Genomic DNA, 26,910 nt, shown 5'->3' on the forward strand with positions numbered 1-26,910 from the left:
CTTACTAATTAAATAGTTGATCACTTAATAGATTTAGAGCTTGTTTTTTGTCTTGGGCATTAATCAGCAGCGATAGGTTGTAGTTGCTACCGCCATATGAAATCATTCGGATAGGAATATTCTGCATTGCCTCAAAAATAGTACTTGCATAACCTTTGTTTTCAGCAATTAAATCGCCCACAACGCATACGATAACTTGATCAGTATCTACTTCAACACTTCCGTATTTCTTTAGATCATTTACAATTTCTTCCAAGTGTTGATTTTCATCAATGGTTACAGAAACACCCACTTCTGATGTGGTAATCATATCGATTGGTGTTTTATAGCTTTCAAATATTTCAAACACTTTACGCAAGAAACCATATGCAAGTAACATGCGACCCGATTTTATTTTGATAGCTGTTATGCCATCCTTGGCCGCTACCGCCGCCATGCGATGTTTGCGTTGTTTCGATGATATAAGGGTTCCCTCAGCTTCTGGTGCCATTGTATTAAGAAGCCTAACAGGGATGTTGGCTAGTTTTGCAGGCAATACACTTGTTGGGTGTAGAATTTTTGCCCCAAAATATGCCAGCTCCGCCGCTTCGTCATATGATAATTCAGACAAACTCTTGGTATTCTCAACGTAACGAGGGTCGTTGTTGTGCATCCCATCAATGTCGGTCCAAATCTGAATCTCATCAGCTGCAATAGCGCTACCAATTAAAGATGCAGAGTAATCACTTCCTCCACGTTGCAGGTTGTCTATCTCGCCAAATGCATTCCTACAAATGTATCCTTGAGTTATGTATATATTCTTTTGGCCTTGTTCCTTAATAACATTCGCTATATTCTCTTTAATATAGTCCATGTCAGGTTCATTGTTTTTATCAATACGCATGTAATCTAGCGCCGGTAAAAGCGCAGAATCATGTCCGTTTTCTTGTAAAAAGAAATGAAATAAAGCGGTTGATATTAGCTCACCTTGCGCTAAAATTGATTTCTCTTCAAAAACGGTAAACATATCTACCGTAAACGAGCGGATGAAATCAAAATGGGATTTGATGAGCTCCTTGCCTTTAGTCTTGTACTCTGTTGCAGAATAAAGCAATTCAACTTCTTGCTCATATTTTTTTTCGAGCGTAGAAATTATGGTATTGGCTTCATCGTGTTTCTTTTGGTATAAATTATTTGCAATTTCTACCAAACTGTTGGTTGTGCCCGACATAGCTGATAATACCACAATCTTTTGGCTATTATCGCTAATTATTTCAGCAACTTCTTTCATTCGCTGAGCTGAACCTACTGATGTTCCTCCAAACTTAAGTACCTTCATTTTTATCCTGTAATACGTGTTACAATAACTTAACGATGCAAAATTAAAAGTTTTATAGGCATATGGGCTAACTAATTATAAGAAAAACGGCTGGCGAAATTTTGATTATTAACAAATCACACGTGATTTTCGCAAAAACAACCAAAAATAACAAAAAGTTAAATAATTAACAACAAATTTTATTTTCATTATTTTTGTTAATATTTATGTCTTTTTGGATGAATTGTGAGTTTTAACTTAAAAAAAATGCTTTTACCTTTGTCTAAAATATCATCTCGATGAAAATAATATCAGCAGAGTTTCACAAGAGTAGTGCCAAAGTAAGTCAATGTCCTAAAGAAGATCGACCAGAATATGCATTTATTGGTCGTTCAAATGTTGGAAAGTCGTCGCTAATAAATAAGCTATGCAAGCGTAAAGCCTTAGCTAAAACGTCCTCAACACCTGGTAAAACACAGTTGGTAAATCATTTTAATATCGATAATAGTTGGTATTTAGTGGATTTACCTGGCTTTGGATATGCAAAGGTTTCCAAAACTCTTAGAGCTACATTTGGAGCTTTAATTACCGATTATTTAGCAAATCGGAAAAACTTAATGTGCCTTTTTGTTTTAATCGATTCGCGTATTCCAATGCAGGAAATTGATTTAGCTTTTATGAATTCGATGATCGAAAATGGTGTGCCAATTGCCATTGTGTTTACTAAAACCGATAAATTAAATAAGGAGCAATTTGCCACTAATATGAAAAAGTATGAAGAGGAGCTTCTGGAATTTTGGGAAGAGTTGCCGCCTGTTTTTTATACTTCGTCGAAAAATGGATTAGGCAGTGGAGAGATTCTTTCTTTTATAGATGATCTAAATTCTAAGTTTTAAGATTCAGTATATTAGGTGTTTATGTAGTGATTGAAACAATTATATTTTTTTATGATGTTTGTACATGTTAAGAAAACATGAATTGATTACCTTTGCAGCCACAAAGCAACATTGAAATAATCTGATAAACATCAATTTAAATGCCACCAAAAGCTCCAATTAAGATTTTTGCGGGAACGAGTACGAAATATCTTGCTGAAAAAATTAGTCTTTGCTCAGGCAGAGAACTAGGAAGTGTTAACTGCCTACGCTTCAGTGATGGTGAATTTACAACAGCTTTTGAAGAAACTGTTCGAGGCTCTCACTTATTTTTATGCCAATCTACTTTTCCTCCTTCAGATAACCTGATGGAGTTATTGATGATGATTGATGCAGCTAAACGTGCATCGGCTTATAAGATTGTAGCCGTAATGCCATATTTTGGTTTTGCACGTCAGGATCGTAAAGATCAACCACGCGTTGCCATAGGCGCCAAGTTAGTAGCAGATATGTTACAAGCCGCTGGTGTTGATCGTGTAATTACCATGGATTTACATGCTGATCAGATTCAGGGATTTTTCGATATCCCAGTTGATCACTTATATGCTTCGTCTATTTTTGTGCCTCATATTAAGCACATGAATCTTGACGACCTTATTATTGCATCGCCAGATGTTGGAGGTACTAAGCGTGCCAATACCTATGCTAAGTTCTTAGAAACGCCAATGGTTATCTGTCACAAACATCGTTCAAAAGCCAATGTGGTTGATGAAATGCGTGTAATTGGTGATGTTAAAGGAAAGAACGTTATTATGGTTGATGATATGGTTGATACAGCTGGAACATTAACAAAAGCTGCTGACATGATGTTAGAAGCAGGTGCTAAAAGTGTTCGCGCTTTTACCACTCATGCGGTACTATCAGGACCAGCCTATGAACGTATCGAGAACTCTGGTTTGAGTGAGCTTTATGTAACGGATTCTATTCCATTAAAACAAGAAAGTGATAAGATAAAAGTGCTTTCTGTAGCGCAGCTTTTTGCCGATACAATTGAGAAAGTATATAATTATCAGTCGATAAGTAATCAATTTTTATTATAATATATTATCTTTGCAGCCGCTTTTAAGCAAGCGTGTGATGGGAAATTAAGCCTCACATGGTTATAATTTTGAGTAGCACTTAAAAAAAGAATTATGCAAACTATTGAAATTAAAGGTAATGTTCGCGCCGAGTTAGGTAAAAAATCAACTAAAGCGATACGTGCAGAAGGTAAAGTTCCTTGTGTTATTTATGGTGGAGACAAAGTAATTCACTTTACTGCTCTTGAAGCTGAATTTCGCAAAATTATTTACACTCCAAATGTTTACCTTATTAATGTAAACGTTGACGGAACTGTATATCCTACTGTTCTTCAGGACACACAATTCCACCCTGTAAAGGAGCAAGTATTACATGCTGACTTCCTTGAGGTTCGTGAAGGTAAGCCTGTAACAATCGAAATTCCAGTTAAATTAGACGGATTTGCTGAAGGTGTTAAAGCTGGTGGTAAATTGCAATTGGAAAAACGTAAGTTAAAAGTGAAAGCTTTAGCAGAAAACTTGCCTGATACTTTAGATATCAACATTGATTCAATTGGCTTAGGTCAAACTATTCAGGTTGGTAACTTATCATATGACAATCTAGAGTTGCTTAACGCTAAGAATGCGGTAGTAGTTGCTGTACGTTTGACACGTGCTGCTCGTGCTGCTCAGCAGTCTGGTGGCGAAGCTGCTGCAGAGTAATTATAAAATACTTTCAAAGAAGCCTCCATATATTGCATATGGAGGTTTTTTGTATTTTAGTCATTCATTTGTTTAAAAAAATCGTAGTAGAAATATGTTTCGCTTGTTTAAGTTATTTTCAAGACAAGAAAAAGATAAGACTCTATCAGACATGAAGTATTTGATTGTTGGTTTGGGTAATATTGGTGATGAATATGACCAAACGCGCCATAATGTTGGTTTTGAGGTGTTGGATGCCATTGCAAAAAATAATAAGGTAAAATTTGAAAGCGAACGATATGGTGCTGTAGCTAGATATAAGTTTAAAGCACGAAATGTTTTTTTGCTCAAACCTAACACCTATGTTAATTTAAGTGGTAAGGCACTTAATTATTGGATGCAAAAAGAGAAAATACCTTTGTCGAATGTGTTAGTTGTGGTTGACGATTTGGCTTTGCCATTCGGAACCGTAAGACTGAAAACAAAAGGAGGTGATGCTGGACACAATGGCTTAAAAAGTATTCAGGATACTTTGGGAACGACTGCCTACTCTCGTTTGCGTTTTGGTATTGGAAACGATTTTTCAAAGGGACGACAGGTGGATTATGTTTTGGGAAAATGGACTGATGAAGAATGGTCTGAACTTTTAAATCGAGTTACGGTTGCCGAAGATATAGTTAAGGCATTTGCTACAATTGGAGCTGGACAAACCATGAGCCAGTATAACAATAAATAAAAAACAGTACTTACCAATAAAAGCTGTGATGTATGGGTGCAGGCGTAAGAATTGATAAATATTTATGGGCCGTCCGTTTGTTTAAAACACGGAGTATAGCAGCTGAAGCGTGCAAGAAGGGAAGAGTTACCATTGGAGGTATGTCTGTTAAGTCATCGCGCATTATTAAGGAGGGTGAAGAAATTGATATTCGTATTGCTCCAATAACACGACGCTTTAAGGTGCTTGATGTTGCTGAAAAGCGAATGGGTGCTAAGCTGACCCCTGATTTTGTCAAAGATATTACACCTCCTGATCAATTGGAAATGCTCGAACTAGCCAGGTTAGCAAGTAATGCTAATCGTGATAGAGGGATGGGACGACCAACAAAGAAGGATAGAAGAGATTTAGAGCGACTGCAAGACGGAGATTGGGATATTTAAAAATATTAGTATGATAGTAGCAAATCAAAAGAAGAAAGAGAATATAGCTGAGTATATCTTGTACATGTGGCAGGTTGAAGATTTAATTCGAGCCAATAAGCTTGATATGGAACTAATTGATAAGCATATTATCACTGGCTATAAACAAAACGAAGATGTTACTTTGGAGATACGAGATTGGTGGGCCAACCTTGTTGAAATGATGCGTATCGAGCAAAAAGCTGAAAAGGGTCACTTGCAAATAAACGTGAATACTGTTAACGATGTGAATCGTTTGCATAACGAGCTTTTGAAATCGCCCAATGAAGTAGCATACCAACATTTATATAATGGACTATCTGCTACTATTCAAGAATTTGATAATAAGTCAGGTAATACCTTATCTAACGATATTGAAATTTGCTTAACAGCTATCTATAGTTCATTTCTAATGAAATTGAACAAGCAGAAGGTTTCAGAAGGGACCGAAGATGCGCTTAAAAATTATAGCAAGTTATTGAGTGTGCTGGCGAAAAAATACAAGGAAGAACAGGCTGGAAAGTTAGAGCTTTAGTCAATTCTACAGCTGTTTTTGCCAAACCATTTGTATCGATTGTTCGCAATAAAGTAATAGAGGCGATTAAGCATTTTGCCAGGTAGGCATTGGAGAGCGTAAGCGGGTATTGCAAAAAGCCCGCCGGCGCTTAGTAAAATTTGAATAATAGCCTCGCCTGCATCGTAATATAAATTGTTTTTAATAACAATTACTTCGCTATGTTTATTGCTACTTACGAGTTGAGAAGGTAATAAATGAGTTTTTTGTTCTCCACCTAGATTCCTAAATATCCGAATTAAACCTGAGCAAAAGTTACATTGTCCATCGTAATAAACAATGGGTAGGTCGCTGGTTTTGTCAGAATATTCCATTGATAAAACTATAGATCAATATCGCCAATCTTTAATTGTTCATTTTTGTCAGTTTCAAGCTTGCTGTTTTCTTGATTACTTCCTTTTTGTAGGAATAGATTGGCGTTGGTAACAAAGCCGTTATCTTGAAAAATGGTAAAGATAAAGTCTTTATCACTCATGTTTTTACAGGGTAATTTTTTATTTAAGATCATGTGATTGCTTTTATTAAAAGTATGTGAGCAATTTACGGTTCTCATTAACAACTCCCCTTAAGCCTGCATTATTAATGTGTTAATAAAAAGGGTGGTGGGGCCGGTAACTATTGCTATAAGGTAAACATGATCTTTTATTAAAGGTTCATCATGGATCAAAGATCACAACGTCAGATCTCCTGTTAATGACTTCAATGCCACCGCTTTTTTGCTTGTTTTTAGGAAGAAGTAAGTCGTTCTCTCCTTTTGGAAGGAGCTTAAAACGATTAGCATCTAATCCAAGATCATCCACAAAATACGAAAGTACTTCTTGACATCTTGATTGACTGATTTTCATATTTTCGTCAGGATCATCTCTGCTATCATTATATCCATAAATTTCTACTGTTGATCGATGATTTTTTGTCATGTATAGGGCTACAGTGGCTAGTGTTACCTGATCTTTGGTATCAAGGATGCTTTCAAACGAATCAAAATAAATAGAAACCATGTTATCGCTTCCGTAAATGCGCTTGGCGTTGTGTTTAATGGTTACCGTATCTATTTTAATTGTGCGCTGTGCTTCATACTGTCTCAGCTGTTCCTCAAGTAATGCGACCTCTTCAGCTAAGGGATCTTTCTTTGGTTTATCAAATACGTTAAATCCGTATCCACGATGTGTCCAACGCGAATGTCGCTTGTTTTTCTTACCAATTTTGTATGATATGTTAATGTTTGAATGCCAGTATCGATCGTTGTCAGCTCCAGATAAAATGTTGTCAAGCTTATCCTCAAGAGAAAATCGCATAGAAGTTTCAAAACCAAGGTCGAAACTACGGTTGATGCGGTATTGTACGCCAAATGTTAGTGGTGTTACCAGTTCATTCACACGTGCGATTTCTTTATATGGATCTTCGGGGTCATAACCTAAAACGATGTAGCCGTCAGCTTCGTTTTCTGGAGCAATATCCCTGTAATGTATCACTTCATCCGTTTGTGTAAAATGTACTCGTGTTCGATATGATGTTACTCCCACACCTATTTTCATATAGATGTTCCAGTGATCCCGCATTGGTCCTGGGTAAGTAAACCATTGATTAATATATGTAATGGCGTTAATCGAGTAGTCAAAAATGTTTCCCATGCTATAGTAAGCGTCATTACCCGAACGAAAATCACTTGTTAAAACCTGACCATCTATTGCCCATGCAGGATGTGTCTGTTTCGAAACCTTAAGCATAGGACCAAAATTCCAATGCTGATCGGGAATTACCGCATAGGATGTAAGATCGTTGTGCATGATCAAAGGGCCGTATCCAAATGCCACCGACCATGTGTTGAATTTTTTATCTCTCGAATAGCGCATGTGCTCTTCTAAATTTCTATGGTCGGTAGAAAACTGCGCAAGCAAGGATGTGTTAATGCCAAGCAGAATAATGCTAATTAGAGCCGTATATAAGATTTTATAAATCTGATTGTGATTCGCTTTCATTCGCTTAAAATTTAAAGCCACTATATAAATCAATTTGGCTAAACAGCTTATTTATTCTATTATCACAAATAAATCAACGCGCCTATTCACAAGGTGTAAGCCTCGTGGAGCTAATTTTTGTGTGTCGGATAAAAGTTCGGTTTCTCCTTTGTAATCTACCTCAAATCGATCTCTATCCAGGCTGTACTCTTCAGCCAAAACTTTTATTACGGCATTACACCTACGCTGACTTAATTTCACGTTGTATTCATATGATCCTCTTTCATCACAATACCCAACTATTTTTACCCTTAATGTTGGGTCTTTTGACATAACATAGGCGGCTTTGGCAAGTGTCATGTGTGCATCTTGTGTAATGTCTGATTTGTCGAAGTCGAAAAATACCGACGCCGACATGTTTTTCTTGCGTTCGATTGAATAGGTAACAATAGTACTGGTATCCGATTTTGTTGAATCAACTCGTGCAAGTAACTCAATTTGGCGTTTTAATGAGTCTAATTTGTGCGCCATTGGGTCGTCTTCGCGCTGACGTTTGTAGTTGATGTTGAAATCCTTGTATGTCCATGATGAATGGCGTTTGTTCTTTTTCCCTATTTTATAGGTGACGTTAAGTGATGCTAACATGTAGCCATCGTTGTCGGCACCCGTTAGGTTAACATCCAGATTATCGGCATTCATATGGTGCATCATTATTTCGGTACCAACATCAAAGCTTTTGTTGATTCGATATTTAACACCAATACCAAATGGAATAACAACTTCTGATCGTCGCTTGGTTTCTTCATCTGGAGCACCTTCGCCTCTTCTTTCGTAACCCAAAACAAGGTAGTCGTCAGGTAGCCATCCATGCGGGGTAGGGTAACCTGCTACGGTCTCATATACATCTGATACGATTAATACACGATCGTCTTCCAGTGAGTGTTGACGGCTTCTGAAGTAATTAAGTCCAATGCCTAATTTGGCATATATATTCCAATGATCGCTTATGGGACCAAAAATTGCGAGTTGATTAATATTAAGTGTTCCATTAATTGTAAAGTCGTGCAGATCGCCTTTGAAGTAGCGACCGTTTTTCTCACCATACATGTCAGCCATCATCCATTGGAAGTCGATTCCCCAAGGTCTGTTAAATTGCTTACTAACCATTATGGTTGGAGCAAACTTCCACTTATCGCCCGAGGGCATGGCCGTATAATCGATGACATCTACATAATAAATGATTGGGCCTCCACCAATGGTTACCGACCAATTGTTGTACTTGTTTCCTCTTCGGTATATTTGCTCCTCGGAGAGTTGACCAGCATTGTTTTGGCCTATTGCTGATAGGGTGAGACCTAAAACTATTACCAAGAAAGTAAATGACTTAACCATAAATCCCTTTTTGCTTCAATAAATAACTAAAGCTAAGTTATTTAGGAATTCGTTAAAAGAGTTGTGATTAAGATTTTTACTAATAGAGCAATTTCGTCCATTAACGCCTGATTCTACAAGCTAAAAAAAGCCCTTTCTGTTAAGAAAGAGCTTTAATATGGTCTAAATATTTATTAATACTTATCTGTTCTTATATTTCTCCAAGCCGTCTTGCAGCCAATTCGAATACTTTTTAGTATCCGGATCGTATGCTGTAGGAGAGTTTAAGGTCTTTTCATTTTCGTCAATAATCACGTAGTATGGTTGACCTTGTTGCTGGTAACGAGCCATCTGAAATTCGGCCCATTTCTGTCCAACCGTACGAATCTTTTTACCTGTAATGTCAGAAATATACGCTTCCTCTAGCTTCTTACGATCGTCAACATACAATGAAACCAAAATGTAGTCATTGGCTAACATGCCTTTGATTTTTTCATTCGACCATACCTTATCTTCCATCTTACGACAGTTAGTGCAACCTAAGCCTGTAAAATCAAGCAGAAGAGGTTTGTTGACTTTCTTTGAATATGCCAATGCTAAGTCGTAATCTTTAAAGGCTGGTATACCCTGTGGACCATAATGCATTCCTTCAGGCATGCCACCATGATTATCGGCACTAACTATCCCTTGAACAGGCGTTTGATCTCCTACACCAAATGGAGATTCAGCGTAGTTTTTCGGAGGTGGGAAACCACTAATTAAATTAACTGGTGCTCCCCAAAGACCCGGAATCATATAGATTGTAAAACTTAAGACAAGTAGTCCAAGTAAAAATCTTGATACAGGCGTGTATTCCATTGGAGAATCGTGAGGTAAACGAATTTTGCCAAGTAGGTAAAAACCCATTGCGCCAAAAATAGCTATCCAGATGGCAATAAATACTTCTCTCTCAAGAATGTGCCATCCCATTGTCATATCGGCAATTGAAAGGAATTTGAATGCAAATGCCAATTCTAAAAAGCCTAAGATAACTTTTACCGAATTTAACCAGCCACCTGATTTTGGTAATGAGTTAAGGTAACCAGGGAAAGCTGCAAAAAATGCAAATGGTAAGGCTAATGCAGATGAAAATCCTAACATACCTACTATTGGTCCCATATATCCTCCTGTGGCTGCTTTTACAAGTAATGCACCTACAATTGGTCCTGTACAGCTAAATGAAACCAAGGCCAGTGTAAATGCCATGAAGAAGATACCTAAGAAGCCACCTTTATCTTCATTTTTTGTGGTGAAGTTGACCCATGAACTTGGCATTACAATTTCGAACGCACCAAAGAATGATGCTGCGAAAACAACCAACAATAAGAAGAAGAATATATTAAACCAAACATTTGTTGAGAGTGCATTTAGTGCGCTCGCTCCAAATATTGCCGATACAGCCACTCCAAGAATGACGTAAATAGCTATAATGGATAAACCATATGAAATACCATTTCGAATACCTGCAGCTTTAGTCGCACTTGTTTTGGTAAAAAAGCTAACAGTCATAGGAATCATTGGAAATACGCATGGTGTTAATAGCGCTGCTAAACCACCACCAAATGCTAATAAGAAGATTCCCCAATACGACTCATCCTCTTCTGTTTCATCGGTGCTTTGAGTCTCGGAAACTTCAGTAGTAGCCGGGCTTGATGTATTGACAGTCAATTCAAAGTCAACCATTTCAGGAGGCATGCATGTTTCATCGTTACAAATCATTGATTCGATATAGCCTTTGATCGTTACGCTACCTTCTTGAGTTAGCTGAATAACTTTTTTGAAAGTTGCCTTCTTTTCGAACCATTTAAGTTCAGCACCAAATGTTTCATCAAAATGTGCCGTTGGTTTAGGTTCTTCGATGATACCTTCAATTACGGTAAAGCCTGTAGTCTCTTCAAATTCAATACCAGTCGGTACAGCTGTGTTTTCTGGTAATTCTGATGAGTAAACGTGCCATCCTTCATCAATGTTTGCTTCGCAAATAATTTCAACTTTCCCATCTTCGATGTTTTTAGTTGAAAACTTCCAGGTAATATGTTGCTCCATTTGGGCAAAGCTGCCTGTGAAAACAGCCAACATAAGTACCAACGCTGCTAATGTCCTTTTCATACGTTAAATTTTGTTTCAGTTGCCGTTTGAAATTCGCAAAAAGAATTTGCAATGTTAAGCAAGGTCCTTATGCTTGTTTCATTTGTCTTTGTTTGTTCCTATAATGATGCTTGTGCTTTAGCTAGAATAGCAATGCTTCAGCAAAATATTTTACATTAACAGATATAGTGCCATAATTGATAAAGCATGCTAAATTATCAATTCATATCTACATCTGTATATGTGTACAAAGTTACAATATTTAGTTTGTTCAAGACTTATACTAATCTGTTATAGAAACGTTAATAGGTCTTGAAAAAGCATGATTTTACGCATTCTCCTTTGTGTTTCATGCGTACAATCGTAATTGCGACTGTGTATGAATAAAGACACTTTAACTTTAAAAGAGGGTGACATGTATTGGAAGGGAATTGTATGACTTCTGTCACTACAAACAAAAAAAGGCTGACCTAAGAAAGGTCAACCTCATTTTTATCGTTATCTAATATCTTGAACTCTAGTATTCCTAGTGAGTCGGAAGGTACAACTTTTAAGCCATGCGTAAATTTAAATTTCCATCTTAATACTTGTGAAGGAAATCCTTTTTTAATATACGCATACACCATTGGGTGTACATTCAGGGTCAATTTCTTCATTTTTAGGTCTTGCACAGCTTTTTTAATAGCAGCTTCAATCTTCTCTGGCCAAAATAAGGATGGAACAATTGTGCCTGTTCCATTACAAGTAGGGCATCCTTCGATTGTTTTGATATTCAGTTCAGGTCTTACGCGTTGTCGTGTGATTTGCATTAAACCAAATTTGCTTAATGGCAAAATATTGTGCTTAGTTCGATCAGACGACATGGCCTGTTTCATTCTTTCGAAAACCTTTTGGCGGTTCTCATTATTCTGCATATCAATAAAATCTACTACGATGATTCCTCCCATATCGCGTAATCTCAATTGTCTGGCCATTTCGTCGGCAGCTGCCAGATTAACTTCTAATGCATTGTTTTCTTGATTAGAAGCCGATTTTGAGCGATTACCACTGTTAACATCAATAACATGCAGTGCTTCGGTGTGCTCTATAATTAAATAGGCGCCGCTTTTAAATGAAACGGTTTTGCCAAAGAGCGCTTTTATTTGTCGGTTTACCATAAACTGATCAAATATTCCCGCTGCACCTTTGTAATGTTTTACAATCTTTTGACGGTCTGGGGCAATTAATCCCACATACTCTTTTATCTCTTGACATACTTCCTCATCATTCACATAAATAGAATTGAATGATGGATTGAGAATGTCCCTTAACAAAGCAGAAGTTCGTCCAATTTCTCCCATTACCAATCCAGGAGCTTTCACATCTTTAATTCGTGATGTGTGATCTTCCCAACGTTTAACCAGCATTTTTAATTCTTTATCAAGCTCGGCGGCTTGTTTTCCTTCGGCAACGGTTCTTATTATGACTCCGTAGTTTTTAGGTTTGATGCTTGTTAAAAGGCGTTTAAGTCTACTTTTTTCTTCCGAAGAAGATAATTTTTGACTAACCGACACCTTGTCTGAAAATGGTAATAGAACAATGTTTCTTCCTGCTATTGAAAGTTCAGATGTTAACCGGGGGCCTTTAGTAGAAATTGGTTCCTTTGCAATTTGAACCAATACGTTTTGACCTGCTGTTAAAACTTCCGGAATAGTCCCGTTTTTGTTAATGTCGGGTTCCGATTTTAGCTTGTGCAATGACACAACTCCTTTTTTCGCTTGTGCAATGTTTAAGAATTTATTGAGGGAACGAAATTGTGGTCCAAGATCTAGATAATGTAAAAAGGCATCTTTCTCGTATCCTACATCAATAAAGGCGGCGTTAAGACCGGGCATAATTTTTTTAACTCTGCCCAAATATATATCACCAACCGCAAACTCAACATTACTTGTCTCCTTGCGGAGTTCAACTAAGCGCTTATCTTCCATTAGTGCTAATGAAAGATGATCAGGAGTGACATCTACAAACAGTTCTGCATTCACTTTATGATCGCATTTTTATTTCAAAGATCGTTGTATATAAATACAAACAACAAACAGAAAGTATACACTTTCTGTTTGTTTAAATTCTTAAGACTAAAAGAAAATTATTTCTTTTTCTTATGACGGTTTTTTCTTAATCTCTTCTTACGCTTGTGCGTAGCCATCTTATGTCTTTTTCTCTTTTTTCCACTTGGCATGGCGTAACGTTTTAAATGGTTATAATTACTTTACGTTGTTTTTTACTTTTGTTACGAAGCTCTTAGAAGGCTTGAACGAAGGTATGAAATGAGCTGGGATGATGATTGTCGTGTTCTTAGAGATGTTACGAGCTGTTTTTTCAGCACGCTCCTTAACTACGAAAGAACCAAAACCTCTTAAATACACATTTTTACCCTTAACCAAAGAACCTTTGATAGTATCCATAAAAGCCTCAACAGTCTTCTGAACTGTCACTTTCTCAATTCCAGTATTTTTTGAAATCTCGTTTACGATATCAGCCTTTGTCATTTTTTCTTAAAATTATTTAATTATCAATTATTTACGGTCGTTTTCAGAAATTCAGAATGCAAAGATAAATGAAATCTCATGAAAAAAAAACAAATGCTTTACTTTTGCATAAAATTTTAATAATGACTGATTTCGGTATAAAATTACAGCAGTGGTACCAAGTTAACAAAAGAGCCCTTCCTTGGCGATCGACAAACGACCCTTATAAAATATGGTTATCTGAGATTATTATGCAGCAAACGCAGGTGGTACAAGGAGAGCGTTATTACCTTAGTTTTATCAATAATTTCAAAACGGTATCTGATTTAGCTAAGGCTTCCGAAGATCAAGTTTTGAAACTATGGCAAGGTTTAGGTTATTATAGTCGTGCAAGAAACCTGTACGCTACGGCCAATTTTATTCATGAAGAATTAAATGGTGTATTTCCCGATACATATCATGATCTTCTAAAATTAAAGGGTGTTGGTGTTTATACAGCAAGTGCTATTGCCTCTTTCTGCTATAATTTACCCAATGCAGTGGTAGATGGGAATGTGTACAGGTTTATTTCCAGGTATAAAGGAGTGTATACTCCAATTGATAGTACCGAAGGAAAAAAGGAATTTGCTCTTTTAGCTGATGCTTTGTTAGATAGACATAACCCCGGTTTGCATAATCAGGCCATGATGGAAATTGGAGCTTTGGTTTGTCGGCCTAGCAATCCTGTTTGCGCTGAGTGTCCGTTTATAAATGATTGTTATGCCTATGCTAAAAATGATGTTAGTTCTTTACCGGTGAAAAGTAAGAAAGTAAAGCAGCGATCGCGGTATTTTAACTATTTCCTGTTTGTTAAGGATGAAGAAGTATGGATCGAAAAAAGAACTGAACAAGATATTTGGAAAAACTTGTATCAGTTGCCTTTGTTGGAAACAAAACAGCCCTTGTCGAAGGAAGAAATTAAAAAGTACCAGAAAAATAAGATTGAACTTTTTCAAAGTTGTACTCACGTCTTGTCTCATCAGCTTATAAATGCTCGGTTCTTTATTGGCGGTTCTGGAAGTCATATTTTAAATGGTAATGAACAAAAAGTGAAAATTTCTGATTTAAAAAATTATCCATTCCCGCAATTACTAGTGAATTTTCTTAAAGAAAAAATACCTGATTGGGAGGATTAATCTACTTTTGTGCTTAATTTTATTATTTTTAGAATTCATCAAAATATAAAAACGTACCATGTCTGTTAATAAAGTAATTTTAGTTGGGAATGTTGGAAAAGATCCAGAAGTAAGGCATTTTGAAAATGATAGTGCTGTTGCGAACTTCCCTTTGGCAACCACCGAAAGAGCTTACAAAACACGTAACGGGCAAGAGATACCCGAGCGCACAGAATGGCACAATGTTGTTGTTTGGCGTGGATTAGCGAAGGTGGTTGAGAGCTATGTTAAAAAAGGAACACAACTTTACATAGAAGGTAAAATACGAACACGCTCGTACGACGATAAAGAGGGTAATAAGCGTTATATAACAGAGGTGTATGCTGATAGTTTACAGCTGTTGGGGCGTAAAGGCGATAATCCTGGTGGAGCTGATCAAAACATAGGTGGAGCGTCTAGCCCACAAGCTTCGGTTCAAAATACGGCAAGTTCTAATACCACTGCTCAAGAAGAAACGTTTTTAGGAAATGATGAAACCGACGATCTTCCATTTTAATCATCTATTATAAATCTTCTTTTTTGGAAATTGACAGTATAAGTTTAGTAATCCTAAACATTTTTGAAGGCTTCGATTTTTTACCTCTTACAGGAGGAACGCTAACGGCAATTTTAATTAATTGTTGTTTGCTATTGTTGTCGGCATTGATATCCGGTTCAGAAGTGGCGTATTTTTCTTTGGAACCTAAAGACTTACAGGATCTTAAAGATGATGAGGGGAAGCGAAGTAAGCGTGTGCTAAAACATCTTAAGGATAAAGAGTTGTTGCTAGCTACTATATTGATTAGTAATAACTTTGTTAATGTTGCTATCGTTATTCTTACTTCATTTATAGTTACCGGATTAGTTGATTTTGGAAATAATGAATTGCTGAAATTTGGTATTGAAATTGTTTTTATCACTGGCTTAATACTTTTTTTTGGCGAAATTTTACCAAAGGTTTATGCATCGCAATCGTCACGTAGGTTTGCCGCATTTATGGCATCTCCATTACTGTTTTTAACACGTTTGTTAAAGCCTTTGAGTTTAGTTTTAACCAAATCAACGAGTATTGTTAACAGACGAATTGCTAAAAAAGTAAGCAACTTGTCAATGGATGATATCTCTCATGCTCTTGAATTGGCGGGGAATGATATTTCTGATGAAAAAGATATTTTGGAGGGAATCGTCAAGTTTGGAAACATTGATGTTTCTGAGATAATGACTTCGAGGGTTGATGTTATTGATGTTGAGATCCAAAGTGATTACAATAAAGTATTGCAAGTAATTATTGATTCGGGTTTTTCTCGTATTCCTGTATTTGATGAGACGCCCGATAATGTGAAAGGGATCTTATACGTTAAGGATCTGTTGGCACATTTAAATAAATCTACCGATTTTGAATGGCAGAAATTAATTCGCAAAGCGTATTATGTGCCAGAAACAAAAATGATTAATGACTTGCTGGAGGAGTTTCAGTCGGAGAAAATTCATATGGCAATTGTGGTGGATGAATATGGCGGCACAATGGGCATTGTGACTTTAGAGGATGTGCTCGAAGAAATTGTAGGCGACATTAGTGATGAGCTCGATGAAGAAGAGGAGTTTTTTACACGAATGGTGGATGGCTCAATTGTTTTTGAAGCAAAGATTTTATTGAAAGATTTTCATAAAATAACAGACACCGATGAGCAATTATTTTCAGAAGCTCGTGGGGAAGCTGAAACGCTGGCAGGTCTAATTTTGGAATTGAAAGGAGAGATGCCGCAAAAAAATGAAGTTGTTGTTTTTCGTAACTGTACCTTTACAATTGTAGCTGCCGATAACCGACGAATTAAGAAAGTTAAGTTTGAACAAAAGTAATAGATATGAATAGGGGGAAAGTACTTGCTTTATTAGTTTTGGTGTTGTTTTCTTTTGCATGCAAACAAAAACACACGCCCAAGCCGCGTGGTTATTTTCGAATTGATTTCCCTGAAAAAGAATATGTCAATTTTAAAAGTACATACCCATATACTTTCGAATACGCCACTTATTCTACGGTAGTTCCCGACACTAGTAAAAATGCCGAAAGCTATTGGTTAAACCTGATGTTTCCGCAGTTAAATGGGCAGTTGCACTTGAGTTATAAGGCAATTGATAATAATCTTAATGAGCTGATAGAAGATAGTCGGAAGTTGGCCTACAAGCATACGGTAAAAGCTGACGCCATTAATGAGCGCATGTTTTATAATTCTGACAATCGAGTAACAGGTATTTTGTATGAAATAAAGGGGAATGCCGCCTCACCCTTGCAATTTTTAGCAACAGATAGTCTCAACCATTTTATTCGTGGCTCCTTGTATTTTAATGCAGTTCCCAATCAAGATAGCTTAGCACCCGTTGTAAATTTTGTTTATGATGATGTCGTACATCTGATGGAAACAATTCGTTGGGATAATTAAAACAAGATGCCACTCTACAAGACTATAAAGGTTACGGAGCAACATGTTGTTGCACTCTGGAGGATTGAGGAAAGTGTTGCTTTCTTAATGGATTCATTGCATTTATCTGCAGAGGGCGAGAGTATTTTGGAGAGTTTTAAATTGGATAAACGCAAGAAAGAGTGGTTGGTATCGAGGTTATTGTTAAAGGAGTTGCTAGAAGAATATCCGCACGTGCGTTATGGCCATAATGGCAAACCCGAGCTGTCGAATCGAACAGAATATATTAGCATCAGCCATTGTGATTCCATGGTGGCAGTAAGTGTGTCAAACAAACCAACCGCTTTAGATATTGAAGTTTGCGGATCTCGTGTAGAGCGCGTTGCAAATCGCTTTGTTCATACCGATGAGAATAAATACATCCAAGAAAAATCCTTACGTACTTACTTAACAATTCTGTGGTCTGCCAAAGAAGCCCTTTACAAATATTACAACGTAGCGGGTGTTATCTTTAACGAGCAGTTTAAGATTAGTGCTTTTGATATTCAGAATGATGGCATACTTCAAAGTGAGTTCATCAATGATGGGGTTCATAAGAAGATGAATTTGAACTATGTACTGCTAGAAAATTTTGTTTTGGTGTATTGCTAAATAATGAGTTTATGATTTACGACCAGGTAATAGAACGATATAATAGCCAACAAAAACAACTGGCATTTCTTATTGATCCAGATAAGTTTTCGTGGGAGATGCTGCCCAAGCTTCAGTCTATTATAGAAAAGGCTAAGCCCGACCTTTTGTTTGTTGGAGGTAGCTTGGTAAGTGTAGAAATTGGTGTCTTTGTTAAGAAGTTAAAGCAGTTTATTTCCTTGCCAGTCATATTATATCCAGGCTCTTCGAGTCAAATGTGCGATGATGTCGATGCTGTTCTATTCATTTCTCTCATTTCGGGTCGTAATCCCGAGTTCTTAATCAGTCATCATGTGGCGGTGGCACCACAAATTAAAGCAAAAGGGATAGAGGCGATTTCTACAGGTTATATACTAGTTGATGGAGGTTCTCAAACATCAGTGCAGTATATGAGTCAGACACAGCCTATCCCAGCTGATAAAAAAGATATTGCTGTTGCCACCGCATTAGCCGGACAATATTTAGGTATGAAACTGATTTATCTAGATGCGGGCTCGGGCGCAAAAACTCCCATCTGTAAAGAAATGATTACTGCTGTTAGTAATGCGATTGATGTTCCATTGTTAATTGGAGGAGGTTTAAAAACAACAAACGATGTCAAAGCAGCCTGTGATTCAGGCGCCGACATCGTTGTAGTTGGTAATATTTTCGAAAAAGACTTGTCCTTAATTAATGATTTTTGCGATACAGTGCATCAATTTAATAAGTAAGCCCTTCAAGGGGTAGTCCTTCGCAGCCATTGGGGAAAGGTATTTCTAAAAATGAGCTGATCGTTGGAGCAATGTGTGTCATTGGTACAGAGCGGTATACATTCTTAGGCATAATCTTCCATCCATAAAAAATTACTGGCAAATGGGTGGCATCCCAATTTCTGTTTATTTTCTTTCCATTGTCCAGCTCTTCACTCCATCCTGGTCTTAGTTTTATCACAATATCACCCGAACGACGTGGGTGGTAGTTGAGCTTTAGGCTTCGTAATGAAGAAAAGTCTGACGATGCCACTTTTAACTCTGAGAAAGGCATGGCAAAAGCTACCCCCCGCATGTCACTAATGAAACTTGCTGCTTCTAATTTTATTGCAGTAAGGTCAATTTTATTCTCCTTAATTAATTCATGGTTCAAGTAGATTTGAGCATCATGATAGGCCATTACCCATTTTCCCTGACCATATTTAGCCATTAAAAATAGGTTTAGCAAGGAGGCTGTTTTGTCGCCACTAAAAACACCAGTAGGAATGCCATGCTTAGAATTATCCTCAACGGGCCTAACAGGGTGTGCAATTGAAGTGGTAACAACAAGTGTATTTTCCAGACCAACTTCTCGATCTATGGTTCTGAGTAAGTCAGCAATTTCAGCATCTAACCGAACCATCATGTCTTCCGTTTCAACATCAAAGGCACCGTGTATATCACCATGTACTGCTCTTGCTGTAAATTGGAGTGTAATAACATCAGTCACATCATCTTTGCCATATTGGCCATTTATTATTTGCGACATAGCAAAATCTCGAATGAGTTTATTGCCATACGGAGAATGGAGTACGGGTATATAGGCATTTTTACCATCTTGCTTTTCGAGGGTGTACATAAATTCTTCAGATTTAATGCGTTGCTCGCTAAAGAATTTCATCTGATGGTAATTGTTTAAATCTTTAAATGGACCCCACTTGCGCTTGCTATAGGTGTCCAGAAGTCTTTTTTTATTGAATTTTCGAGCCCACTCTGGCATCTGTTTGATGTTATCGCTTTGAGGTACTATAACAAACTCGCCTGAGTTAGGGTCAACTCGGTAAAGGTAGTCGGGTTTATGACCTCCTGCCCAAACAAGAAAGTTACGGTTAAACCCGATGGCTGTAACTCTTGATGTACCATTGTTCATCCATTTTAATTCATCTGTTACTGTAGATGTTAATAAACGATCTGCGGTGGGGTAGCGTTCACTTTCATTCTGATTGATAAAGATATCGCCATAAGCAGCATTTACTTCTTTTCCCCTTAATCTATCGTACCACCAGTTAGACACGATGCCATGGGTAGTAGGGTAGGCGCCGGTAGCTAAGGTCGCCAGATTGGTTCCGTAATAAGTTGATCCAGCCGGGTAGGAGCCATTTCTGTAAAAAGCACCTCCGTTTATGAGCCTGTTGAATCCATTGTCTGAAAATTGATCTCTAAAGGCTACAATTTGATCAGTGCTAAGTTGATCAATCAGGATAAAAACAACTAATCTTGGTCGTTGAGATGGAGCTTGGCTAATTGAAAGTTGAACAACAAGTAATAAAATGGCTAATGAAAGAATTTTTTTTATCATCGAATATAGGTTTAAACGGGTCAATAACTTGCTTTGTAACAAATATATAAATAGAAGTGTTTATTTGAGTCCACTCTTATATGAAATAACATCAACGTGTTCTGTAAAAATAATACCTCCACTTTGAGCCTTTTCAAGTAATTTAGATGTAATTTCAGCAAAACTTGAAATTCTTTCTGCTCTATCAATTAATTCAATAATGATTGGTACCTCATTGGAAATGGAAAATACTTTACGGTTATTCACTATGCTATCCGCTCCATAGGATAACATTCCTTTGTAAACCGTAACACCTGCCATTTTATACTTTTTCGCAGCAAAAACAATTGCTTCAAACAATGGTCGCTGGTAAACTCTGTCCTCTTCTCCGATAATCACCTTTAGCTTTTGAGCGTCTCCTTCTAATACCATTGTGTGCGGATTAAACATGAAAGGTCAAATTACGGATATTAACTTGCTTAATCAACCTTCTGGAGTTGTATCATTGAATTTTAAAGCCTTAGTAAAAGATGTAAAAGTCTTAATTGTTGCTTGATATACAGGAGTATAAAATGTTGTTAGGGGTATCGAGTTTGACCCTGATTTACTTGTATGTTATCTAAATATTACTAATTTTACAGGTACCCACAAATTTACCTAAAATTTTAACAAACTCTTAAATTTAGCTTTTATGAAAGTATATCAAGCTGATCAAATTAAAAATCTTGCGCTGCTCGGTGGTAGCGGCTCAGGTAAAACCACTCTCGCAGAGGCAATGCTTTTCGAAGGCGGTGTCATTAAACGTCGTGGCGACGTTGAAAGTAATAATACTGTATCTGATTATAACCGAGTCGAGCATGAATATGGCTACTCGGTTTTTTCGTCCGTTTTATTTACCGAATATCAAGGGCGTAAGTTTAATTTTATCGACTGTCCTGGTTCTGATGATTTTATAGGAGGTGCCATAACATCGCTCAATGTAACTGATACGGCTCTTATGTTGTTGAATGCAACTCAAGGCGTTGAGGTTGGAACAGAAAACCTTTTTAGGTATACCGAAGAGTATTCAAAACCAGTTGTATTTGTTGTTAATCAGCTGGATCATGAAAAAGCAAACTACGAACAAACAATTGAAAATGCGACCGATGTATTTGGGAGTAAAGTTGTAATCGTTCAGTACCCTGTCAATGTTGGGCCTGGATTTAATGCAGTGGTTGATGTTTTAAAAATGAAAATGTATCAGTGGGGTGCCGATGGAGGTGAACCACAGATTTTAGATATACCAGCTGACCAGAAAGCTAAAGCTGATGAATTGCATAATACTTTAGTTGAAGCAGCTGCAGAAAATGATGAGCCTTTAATGGAGCTATACTTTGATGAGGGTACGCTTAATGAGGATCAAATGCGTCAAGGGATTCGCAAGGGTTTAATTGCTCGCGATATGTTTCCTGTTTTTTGTGTGTCGGCTAAAATGGATATGGGTGGTCGTCGTCTAATGGAATTTTTAGGTAATGTAGTGCCAAACGTATCTGAAATGCCTACGCCAGTTACAAGTACAGGCGATGAAGTACCTTATGATCCATCAGGACCAACATCCTTATTTGTTTTCAAAACGAGTATAGAGCCTCATTTGGGTGAAGTATCTTACTTTAAAGTGATGTCGGGTAAGGTTGAAGAAGGAATGGATTTAATTAATGCCAACCGTGAAGCCAAAGAACGAATTGCTCAGTTGTACTGTGTTGCGGGTAATACTCGTCATAAAATAGAGCAGCTTGTTGCTGGTGATATTGGGGTGACTGTTAAACTTAAAGAAACACATACCAACCATACCCTAAATGAAAAAGGGACCGACTATTTATTTGATGCCATCAAGTATCCAAATCCTAAATATCGTTCGGCCATATCGCCTATAAATGATGCTGATGATGAGAAATTAGGTGAAGTACTACAGCGCATGCATGAGGAGGATCCTACTTTAAGTGTTGAGTATTCAAAGGAATTAAAGCAGATAATTGTGCATGGGCAAGGGGAGTTTCATTTAAACACGATGAAATGGCGTCTTGAGCATAACGATAAAATTGAAATAGAGTTCCATAATCCACGTATTCCGTACAGAGAGACGATTACAAAAGTAGCCAGGGCCGATTATCGCCATAAGAAGCAATCGGGAGGTTCTGGTCAATTTGGTGAAGTGCACATGATTATTGAACCATTCTACGAGGATATGCCAACGCCTGCGACCATGAAAATTGATGGGCAGGAGATAAAACTGAATGTTAAAAACGAAGAAGTTATAAAATTACCTTGGGGTGGTAAATTGGTATTCAACAGCTGTATTGTTGGTGGTGCCATTGATGCGCGATTCTTGCCTGCCATTATGAAAGGTATTATGGAAAAAATGGAAGAAGGTCCGTTAACAGGGTCTTACGCTCGCGATATTCGTGTGTTTGTTTACGATGGAAAGATGCATGCTGTTGATTCCAACGAAATATCATTTAAGTTGGCAGGTCGTCATGCTTTTAGTGAAGCCTTTAAAAATGCCAAGCCTAAGATTATGGAGCCGGTTTACGATGTAGAGGTAAAAGTGCCTAGTGATCGAATGGGTGATGTAATGAGTGACCTGCAAGGGCGTCGTGCCATGATTGAAGGCATGTCTAGTGAAAAGGGTTTTGAGGTAATAAAAGCCAAGGTGCCTTTAAAAGAGATGAACAAGTATTCTACTTCGCTAAGTAGTATTACGGGTGGGCGAGCTTTCTATTCAATGTCGTTCTCGGCATACGATAAAGTGCCGCCAGAAATTCAGGTTGACTTAATGAAGGCTTTTGAAGAAGAGCAAAAAGATGATTAATTAATAATCAAAAAAAGGAGGGTTTAGCCCTCCTTTTTTATTTGTAAATAATTTCCTCTAATTGACAATTAAATGAACGGCACCTTCTAATTCTTCTTTTTCCCCTTTAAAACCTTCAGCCTCTATTTTGTAGAAGTAAACGCCAGGTTCTGCTTTCTGATTTCCAATGCGGCCATTCCATCCTGTTTCAGGATTACTGCCTTGATATACCTTTCTTCCCCAACGGTTATAAATCATCATGGTAAATTTATTAACTGAGCGGTAGGATACTCTAAACTCATCATTTTGGCCAGGGCTGCTAAATGGTGTAAATGCGTTAGGTACTTTAATAACCATTTCATTAACAGTGAAAACTTCCGGGGCTGTCTCATCTTCGCATTCCGACGTCAGATTTTTAACTTTTAATACCACAGGATAGCCGTCTTCGTTGTATTTCTGAAAGGTAAAGATTGGATCCGGAACAAAATCCTTTCCAGCATCGCCAAAAGTCCATTCCCAATCCGTTACATTTCCCAACGATTCATCTGTGAAACGTACAATCATCGGTGCTGAACCCTCTGTTGCTTCGTTATCTGCTGTTCCTTCGGTTTCAAATGAGAAAGCGGCTTTAACAGCGATAGCCGTGTATGAATAATCTGCCTCAGCAGCAGGAATGCCTGCTGCAAATTTACTTCCGCTTATAACGGTGTATTCTGTGTCTTCTGTTGGGGCATCAATAAAAACCGAAATGTCAGTTAGACCTTCCACATCGCCCTGGGGAGATGAAGTCCATGTATAGCCATAATCCACACTAATTATTTCGTGGGTGTTGCGATGGTTGTAGTAGTTGAGTGCTTTGTTATCGTTCGAGGCTGTTAATCGGATGTTGTTGCACGATTCAAATTCATTATCAATATTATTAACCATCGGGATGGGAACAAAATTCCAACAATAATGAGGTACCCCATCTACATCCACTCTGAAGCCATTTTCTACAAGGTTAGTTAATGTATTTTGAGTAGCTCCAGCAATGGGTTCAAAAGCCATGTTGGCTGATGAGTATTGATACCACTGAAAGTTGATGCCAGTAGGTGCCGTTAGTGTAGCTGTGTTTATGTCTGTGTAAAAAAAGATTGGATCTTCAGTAAATCCGCCTCCGTAAGCTGTTGATTCGGAGTAAAAGGCATTGGACGTTATTTGTCCTTTAGTCAGCGTAGCCGAGAGAATAAAAAGCGATATGAATAATAGGATTCGATTGATCGACCAAAGCATTGCATCAGTTTTTTAGTAATAATTGAACTCGAGACATAAATAAACTATTTATGCTTTTCAAAGCTATAATAAATCTTCAAACGATAAAAAGGATAATATTATTACATTGGTACTCGATGGTTTAAAATGAACTCCTATTTTTGTAGGTCGAAGTTTATCAATATTAAAACAAGGTATAGTGCAGGATTATTTAGAAGGTTTAAATGAGGCGCAGCGTAGTGCAGTTGTTGAAACGGATGGGCCGTCGTTGGTAATTGCGGGAGCGGGCTCGGGTAAAACGCGTGTGTTAACCTATCGTATTGCTCATTTGTTGGCCGAAGGAGTAAAATCGTATCGTGTTTTGGCCTTAACCTTTACCAATAAGGCTGCCAAAGAAATGAAAGAACGAATTGGTTCCGTGGTTGGGCAACATATTGCGGCCAGTTTGTGGATGGGTACTTTTCACTCAATTTTTGCCAGAATACTTCGTCACGAATCAAAACACCTAGGTTATCCTTCATCATTTACCATCTACGATTCACAGGATTCTAAGAATTTGATTAAAAGCATTGTTAAAAAAATGAAGCTGAATGAAAAAGCATACAAGCCTGGTGCTGTGTTGTCTAGGATTTCAGCTGCTAAAAATGACCTGGTAACTCCTGTTGTTTATGCTCGCGATCCGCATCGAACTACACATGATAAAGCATCACAAATGCCTATGATTTACGAGGTGTATGCTCGCTACATGAAAGAGTGTTATAAATCTGGGGTAATGGATTTTGACGATTTACTGCTCAATACCAATATTTTATTTCGCGACTTTCCTGATGTCATGCAAAAATACCAAAGTCAATTTGACTTTATCATGGTGGATGAGTACCAGGATACCAACTACTCGCAGTACCTGATTATAAAAAAACTGGCCGAAAAGCATAAAAACATCTGTGTGGTTGGAGACGATGCACAAAGTATCTATAGTTTCCGAGGTGCCAAAATCGAGAATATTCTTAATTTCAGAAACGATTATCCAGGTTACAAGTTATTTAAGCTTGAGCAGAATTATCGCTCATCGCAAAATATAGTTAATGCAGCTAACAGTATTATAGCCAAAAATAAAGGACAGATTCAGAAAAACGTGTTCTCGGCCAATGATGTTGGTAAGCCTGTACGTGTTTTAAAGGCCTATTCCGATGTAGAGGAAGGCTTTTTAATCACCAATGATATTTTCGAAAAACGGATGAAAGAGCATATGGAGTATAAGGATTTCGCCATCCTTTACCGAACCAATGCTCAGTCAAGGGTTTTTGAGGAGGCCTTACGAAAGAAAAACCTGCCATATAAAATATATGGAGGATTGTCGTTTTATCAACGTAAAGAGATAAAAGACCTCTTGGCCTATTTCAGAATGACCATCAACCCGTCGGATCAGGAGGCACTAAAGCGTGTGATTAACTATCCAGCTCGTGGTATTGGTAAAACTACCATGGATAAAATTATTACTGCTGCCGATTCTGCCGATCAAAGCCTGTGGAATATACTGATTAATCCGAACATTGGGCAAATTGGCATTAACGCGGGTACACAAAAGAAGTTGGCCAATTTTGTGGCTTTAATAGCACAATTTAAAGCTCAGCTCGAGAATTTATCGGCCTACGAGTTAGCTGCCGAAATTGTGTCGGCCAGTGGTATCATGAAAGATCTTCATAATGACAAGTCGATAGAGGGTCAGGGACGAATTGATAACATTGACGAATTGCTAAACGGTATCAAGGAGTTTACTGAATCAAAACAAGAAGAAGGAGAGCCAGCTAATTTGGTTAACTTTTTGGAAGATGTTGCCCTATTAACCGATCAGGATGGCGATAAAGAAGATGATATTAATAAAGTTACATTAATGACAATTCATTCGGCCAAAGGATTGGAATTTAAGAACGTGTATGTCGTTGGTGTTGAGGAAGGGCTTTTCCCAGCCACTCAATCTACCGACAGCGAAAAAAATCTAGAGGAAGAAAGACGTTTGTTTTACGTGGCCGTTACCAGAGCCGAAATTAACGCAACCATTTCGTTTGCCAGATCAAGATATAAGTATGGCGAGTTAACGTATAGCAAGCCAAGTCGTTTTATTGGCGACATCGATCAGGAGTATTTGGATATTAATCCAGAGGACTTTGTGGGTAATGATAGACCACAGCCAAGCTTCCGAAAACCTTTGGGATCGCAGGCAAGCCCAAGTTTAAAGCCTCGCATAAAAATGAATTATACATCCGAAAGTGCTAGTTCGAAACCTAAGATTAATTTTAAAGGTTCAAATACGAACGAACTTCAGGCGGGTATGCGGGTTGAACACGAACGATTTGGACAAGGCGAGGTTGTTAACGTAGAGGGAGTTGCGCCTAATGTGAAGGCCACCGTGCAATTCACTAATGCGGGTCAGAAACAATTATTACTCAAATTTGCCAAACTAAAAATTTTGACTTAGTTTTGTGCTATTCAGTTACTGCACTAATTAACAAGACAGTAACACTACTCCGAAAGGGATTATAAAAGAAAATTCCGTAGAACCACCGTTTGAAGGATAAAAACACAAGTAAGATTTTA

At 37.7% G+C, this 26,910-nt stretch carries 25 protein-coding genes; 14 read left to right on the forward strand and 11 right to left on the reverse strand.

What is annotated here, in order from left to right; genetic code table 11:
• Positions 1-4 precede the first annotated feature (4 nt).
• Positions 5-1,318, reverse strand: coding sequence for an aspartate kinase (locus tag FNN09_RS01920; RefSeq protein ID WP_143299787.1), 1,314 nt, complete (start codon positions 1,316-1,318; stop codon positions 5-7).
• Positions 1,319-1,596: 278 nt separating this feature from the next.
• Between FNN09_RS01920 and yihA the strand changes: the two genes are divergently transcribed.
• From yihA to FNN09_RS01950, 6 genes are all read left to right on the forward strand, one after another.
• Entirely contained in the window at positions 1,597-2,193 is a 597-nt protein-coding gene (gene yihA / locus FNN09_RS01925; RefSeq protein WP_143299788.1) for a ribosome biogenesis GTP-binding protein YihA/YsxC, read from the forward strand.
• A gap of 140 nt (positions 2,194-2,333) precedes the next feature.
• On the forward strand, positions 2,334-3,272 hold the full coding sequence (locus tag FNN09_RS01930; protein ID WP_143299789.1) for a ribose-phosphate pyrophosphokinase: 939 nt from the start codon (positions 2,334-2,336) through the stop codon (positions 3,270-3,272).
• A 93-nt stretch (positions 3,273-3,365) separates the two neighbouring features.
• Positions 3,366-3,953, forward strand: coding sequence for a 50S ribosomal protein L25/general stress protein Ctc (locus tag FNN09_RS01935; protein ID WP_143299790.1), 588 nt, complete (start codon positions 3,366-3,368; stop codon positions 3,951-3,953).
• A gap of 151 nt (positions 3,954-4,104) precedes the next feature.
• Positions 4,105-4,668, forward strand: a complete 564-nt coding sequence (gene pth, locus FNN09_RS01940) for an aminoacyl-tRNA hydrolase (protein ID WP_143299791.1) — start codon at positions 4,105-4,107, stop codon at positions 4,666-4,668.
• 32 nt (positions 4,669-4,700) lie between these two features.
• Entirely contained in the window at positions 4,701-5,090 is a 390-nt protein-coding gene (locus FNN09_RS01945) for an RNA-binding S4 domain-containing protein (protein ID WP_143299792.1), read from the forward strand.
• Positions 5,091-5,100: 10 nt separating this feature from the next.
• Positions 5,101-5,643: a DUF4924 family protein gene (locus FNN09_RS01950; RefSeq protein ID WP_143299793.1), complete on the forward strand. Its 543-nt coding sequence runs from the start codon at positions 5,101-5,103 to the stop codon at positions 5,641-5,643.
• Here the strand turns inward: FNN09_RS01950 and FNN09_RS21550 are convergent.
• The 7 genes from FNN09_RS21550 to FNN09_RS01980 form a co-directional block, all read right to left on the reverse strand.
• A complete protein-coding gene (locus tag FNN09_RS21550) occupies positions 5,640-5,996 on the reverse strand; it encodes a thiol-disulfide oxidoreductase DCC family protein (RefSeq protein WP_143299794.1) in 357 nt (118 codons plus the stop codon). The two genes, FNN09_RS01950 and FNN09_RS21550, sit on opposite strands and share 4 nt — an antisense overlap.
• Before the next feature lie 8 nt (positions 5,997-6,004).
• Positions 6,005-6,157, reverse strand: a complete 153-nt coding sequence (locus FNN09_RS21060) for a hypothetical protein (protein ID WP_185968816.1) — start codon at positions 6,155-6,157, stop codon at positions 6,005-6,007.
• A gap of 181 nt (positions 6,158-6,338) precedes the next feature.
• A complete protein-coding gene (locus FNN09_RS01960) occupies positions 6,339-7,661 on the reverse strand; it encodes an OmpA family protein (RefSeq protein WP_143299795.1) in 1,323 nt (440 codons plus the stop codon).
• A gap of 51 nt (positions 7,662-7,712) precedes the next feature.
• Positions 7,713-9,032: an OmpA family protein gene (locus FNN09_RS01965; protein WP_143299796.1), complete on the reverse strand. Its 1,320-nt coding sequence runs from the start codon at positions 9,030-9,032 to the stop codon at positions 7,713-7,715.
• 180 nt (positions 9,033-9,212) lie between these two features.
• Positions 9,213-11,159 (reverse strand): cytochrome c biogenesis protein CcdA, encoded by a 1,947-nt coding sequence (locus FNN09_RS01970; protein ID WP_143299797.1) that lies wholly within the window; start codon positions 11,157-11,159, stop codon positions 9,213-9,215.
• Between the two features lie 449 nt (positions 11,160-11,608).
• The gene (locus FNN09_RS01975) at positions 11,609-13,159 is read right to left on the reverse strand and encodes an Rne/Rng family ribonuclease (protein ID WP_143299798.1); all 1,551 of its coding nucleotides are present in this window, start codon (positions 13,157-13,159) and stop codon (positions 11,609-11,611) included.
• 222 nt (positions 13,160-13,381) lie between these two features.
• Positions 13,382-13,666: an HU family DNA-binding protein gene (locus tag FNN09_RS01980; protein ID WP_143299799.1), complete on the reverse strand. Its 285-nt coding sequence runs from the start codon at positions 13,664-13,666 to the stop codon at positions 13,382-13,384.
• Between the two features lie 122 nt (positions 13,667-13,788).
• Here FNN09_RS01980 and mutY point away from each other — a divergent pair, with 122 nt between their 5' ends.
• From mutY to FNN09_RS02010, 6 genes are read left to right on the forward strand one after another with little or no spacing between them, the layout of a single operon-like run.
• Positions 13,789-14,820, forward strand: a complete 1,032-nt coding sequence (mutY, locus tag FNN09_RS01985) for an A/G-specific adenine glycosylase (RefSeq protein WP_143299800.1) — start codon at positions 13,789-13,791, stop codon at positions 14,818-14,820.
• A 58-nt stretch (positions 14,821-14,878) separates the two neighbouring features.
• A complete protein-coding gene (locus tag FNN09_RS01990; protein WP_143299801.1) occupies positions 14,879-15,355 on the forward strand; it encodes a single-stranded DNA-binding protein in 477 nt (158 codons plus the stop codon).
• A gap of 23 nt (positions 15,356-15,378) precedes the next feature.
• On the forward strand, positions 15,379-16,698 hold the full coding sequence (gene gldE, locus FNN09_RS01995) for a gliding motility-associated protein GldE (RefSeq protein ID WP_255433958.1): 1,320 nt from the start codon (positions 15,379-15,381) through the stop codon (positions 16,696-16,698).
• A gap of 5 nt (positions 16,699-16,703) precedes the next feature.
• Positions 16,704-17,279, forward strand: coding sequence for a gliding motility lipoprotein GldD (gldD, locus tag FNN09_RS02000; protein ID WP_143299802.1), 576 nt, complete (start codon positions 16,704-16,706; stop codon positions 17,277-17,279).
• 6 nt (positions 17,280-17,285) lie between these two features.
• Complete coding sequence (locus FNN09_RS02005; RefSeq protein WP_143299803.1) at positions 17,286-17,909, forward strand: 4'-phosphopantetheinyl transferase superfamily protein; 624 nt, start codon at positions 17,286-17,288, stop codon at positions 17,907-17,909.
• Between the two features lie 11 nt (positions 17,910-17,920).
• On the forward strand, positions 17,921-18,658 hold the full coding sequence (locus tag FNN09_RS02010; protein WP_143299804.1) for a geranylgeranylglyceryl/heptaprenylglyceryl phosphate synthase: 738 nt from the start codon (positions 17,921-17,923) through the stop codon (positions 18,656-18,658).
• On the opposite strand, the gene FNN09_RS02015 is transcribed toward FNN09_RS02010, so the two are convergent.
• A complete protein-coding gene (locus FNN09_RS02015) occupies positions 18,648-20,255 on the reverse strand; it encodes an alkaline phosphatase family protein (protein ID WP_143299805.1) in 1,608 nt (535 codons plus the stop codon). The two genes, FNN09_RS02010 and FNN09_RS02015, sit on opposite strands and share 11 nt — an antisense overlap.
• Positions 20,256-20,315: 60 nt before the next feature.
• Complete coding sequence (locus tag FNN09_RS02020; protein WP_143299806.1) at positions 20,316-20,666, reverse strand: DUF190 domain-containing protein; 351 nt, start codon at positions 20,664-20,666, stop codon at positions 20,316-20,318.
• A gap of 259 nt (positions 20,667-20,925) precedes the next feature.
• On the opposite strand from FNN09_RS02020, the gene FNN09_RS02025 reads away from it, so the two are divergent.
• Positions 20,926-23,082 (forward strand): translation factor GTPase family protein, encoded by a 2,157-nt coding sequence (locus FNN09_RS02025; protein WP_143299807.1) that lies wholly within the window; start codon positions 20,926-20,928, stop codon positions 23,080-23,082.
• A 57-nt stretch (positions 23,083-23,139) separates the two neighbouring features.
• On the opposite strand, the gene FNN09_RS02030 is transcribed toward FNN09_RS02025, so the two are convergent.
• Positions 23,140-24,333 (reverse strand): gliding motility-associated C-terminal domain-containing protein, encoded by a 1,194-nt coding sequence (locus FNN09_RS02030; protein ID WP_143299808.1) that lies wholly within the window; start codon positions 24,331-24,333, stop codon positions 23,140-23,142.
• A 178-nt stretch (positions 24,334-24,511) separates the two neighbouring features.
• Here FNN09_RS02030 and FNN09_RS02035 point away from each other — a divergent pair, with 178 nt between their 5' ends.
• Positions 24,512-26,791, forward strand: a complete 2,280-nt coding sequence (locus tag FNN09_RS02035; protein ID WP_143299809.1) for an ATP-dependent helicase — start codon at positions 24,512-24,514, stop codon at positions 26,789-26,791.
• The last annotated feature ends 119 nt before the right edge of the window (positions 26,792-26,910 follow it).

It is taken from the genome of Carboxylicivirga sp. M1479 (assembly GCF_007097485.1).
Classification (GTDB): Bacteria; Bacteroidota; Bacteroidia; order Bacteroidales; family Marinilabiliaceae; genus Carboxylicivirga.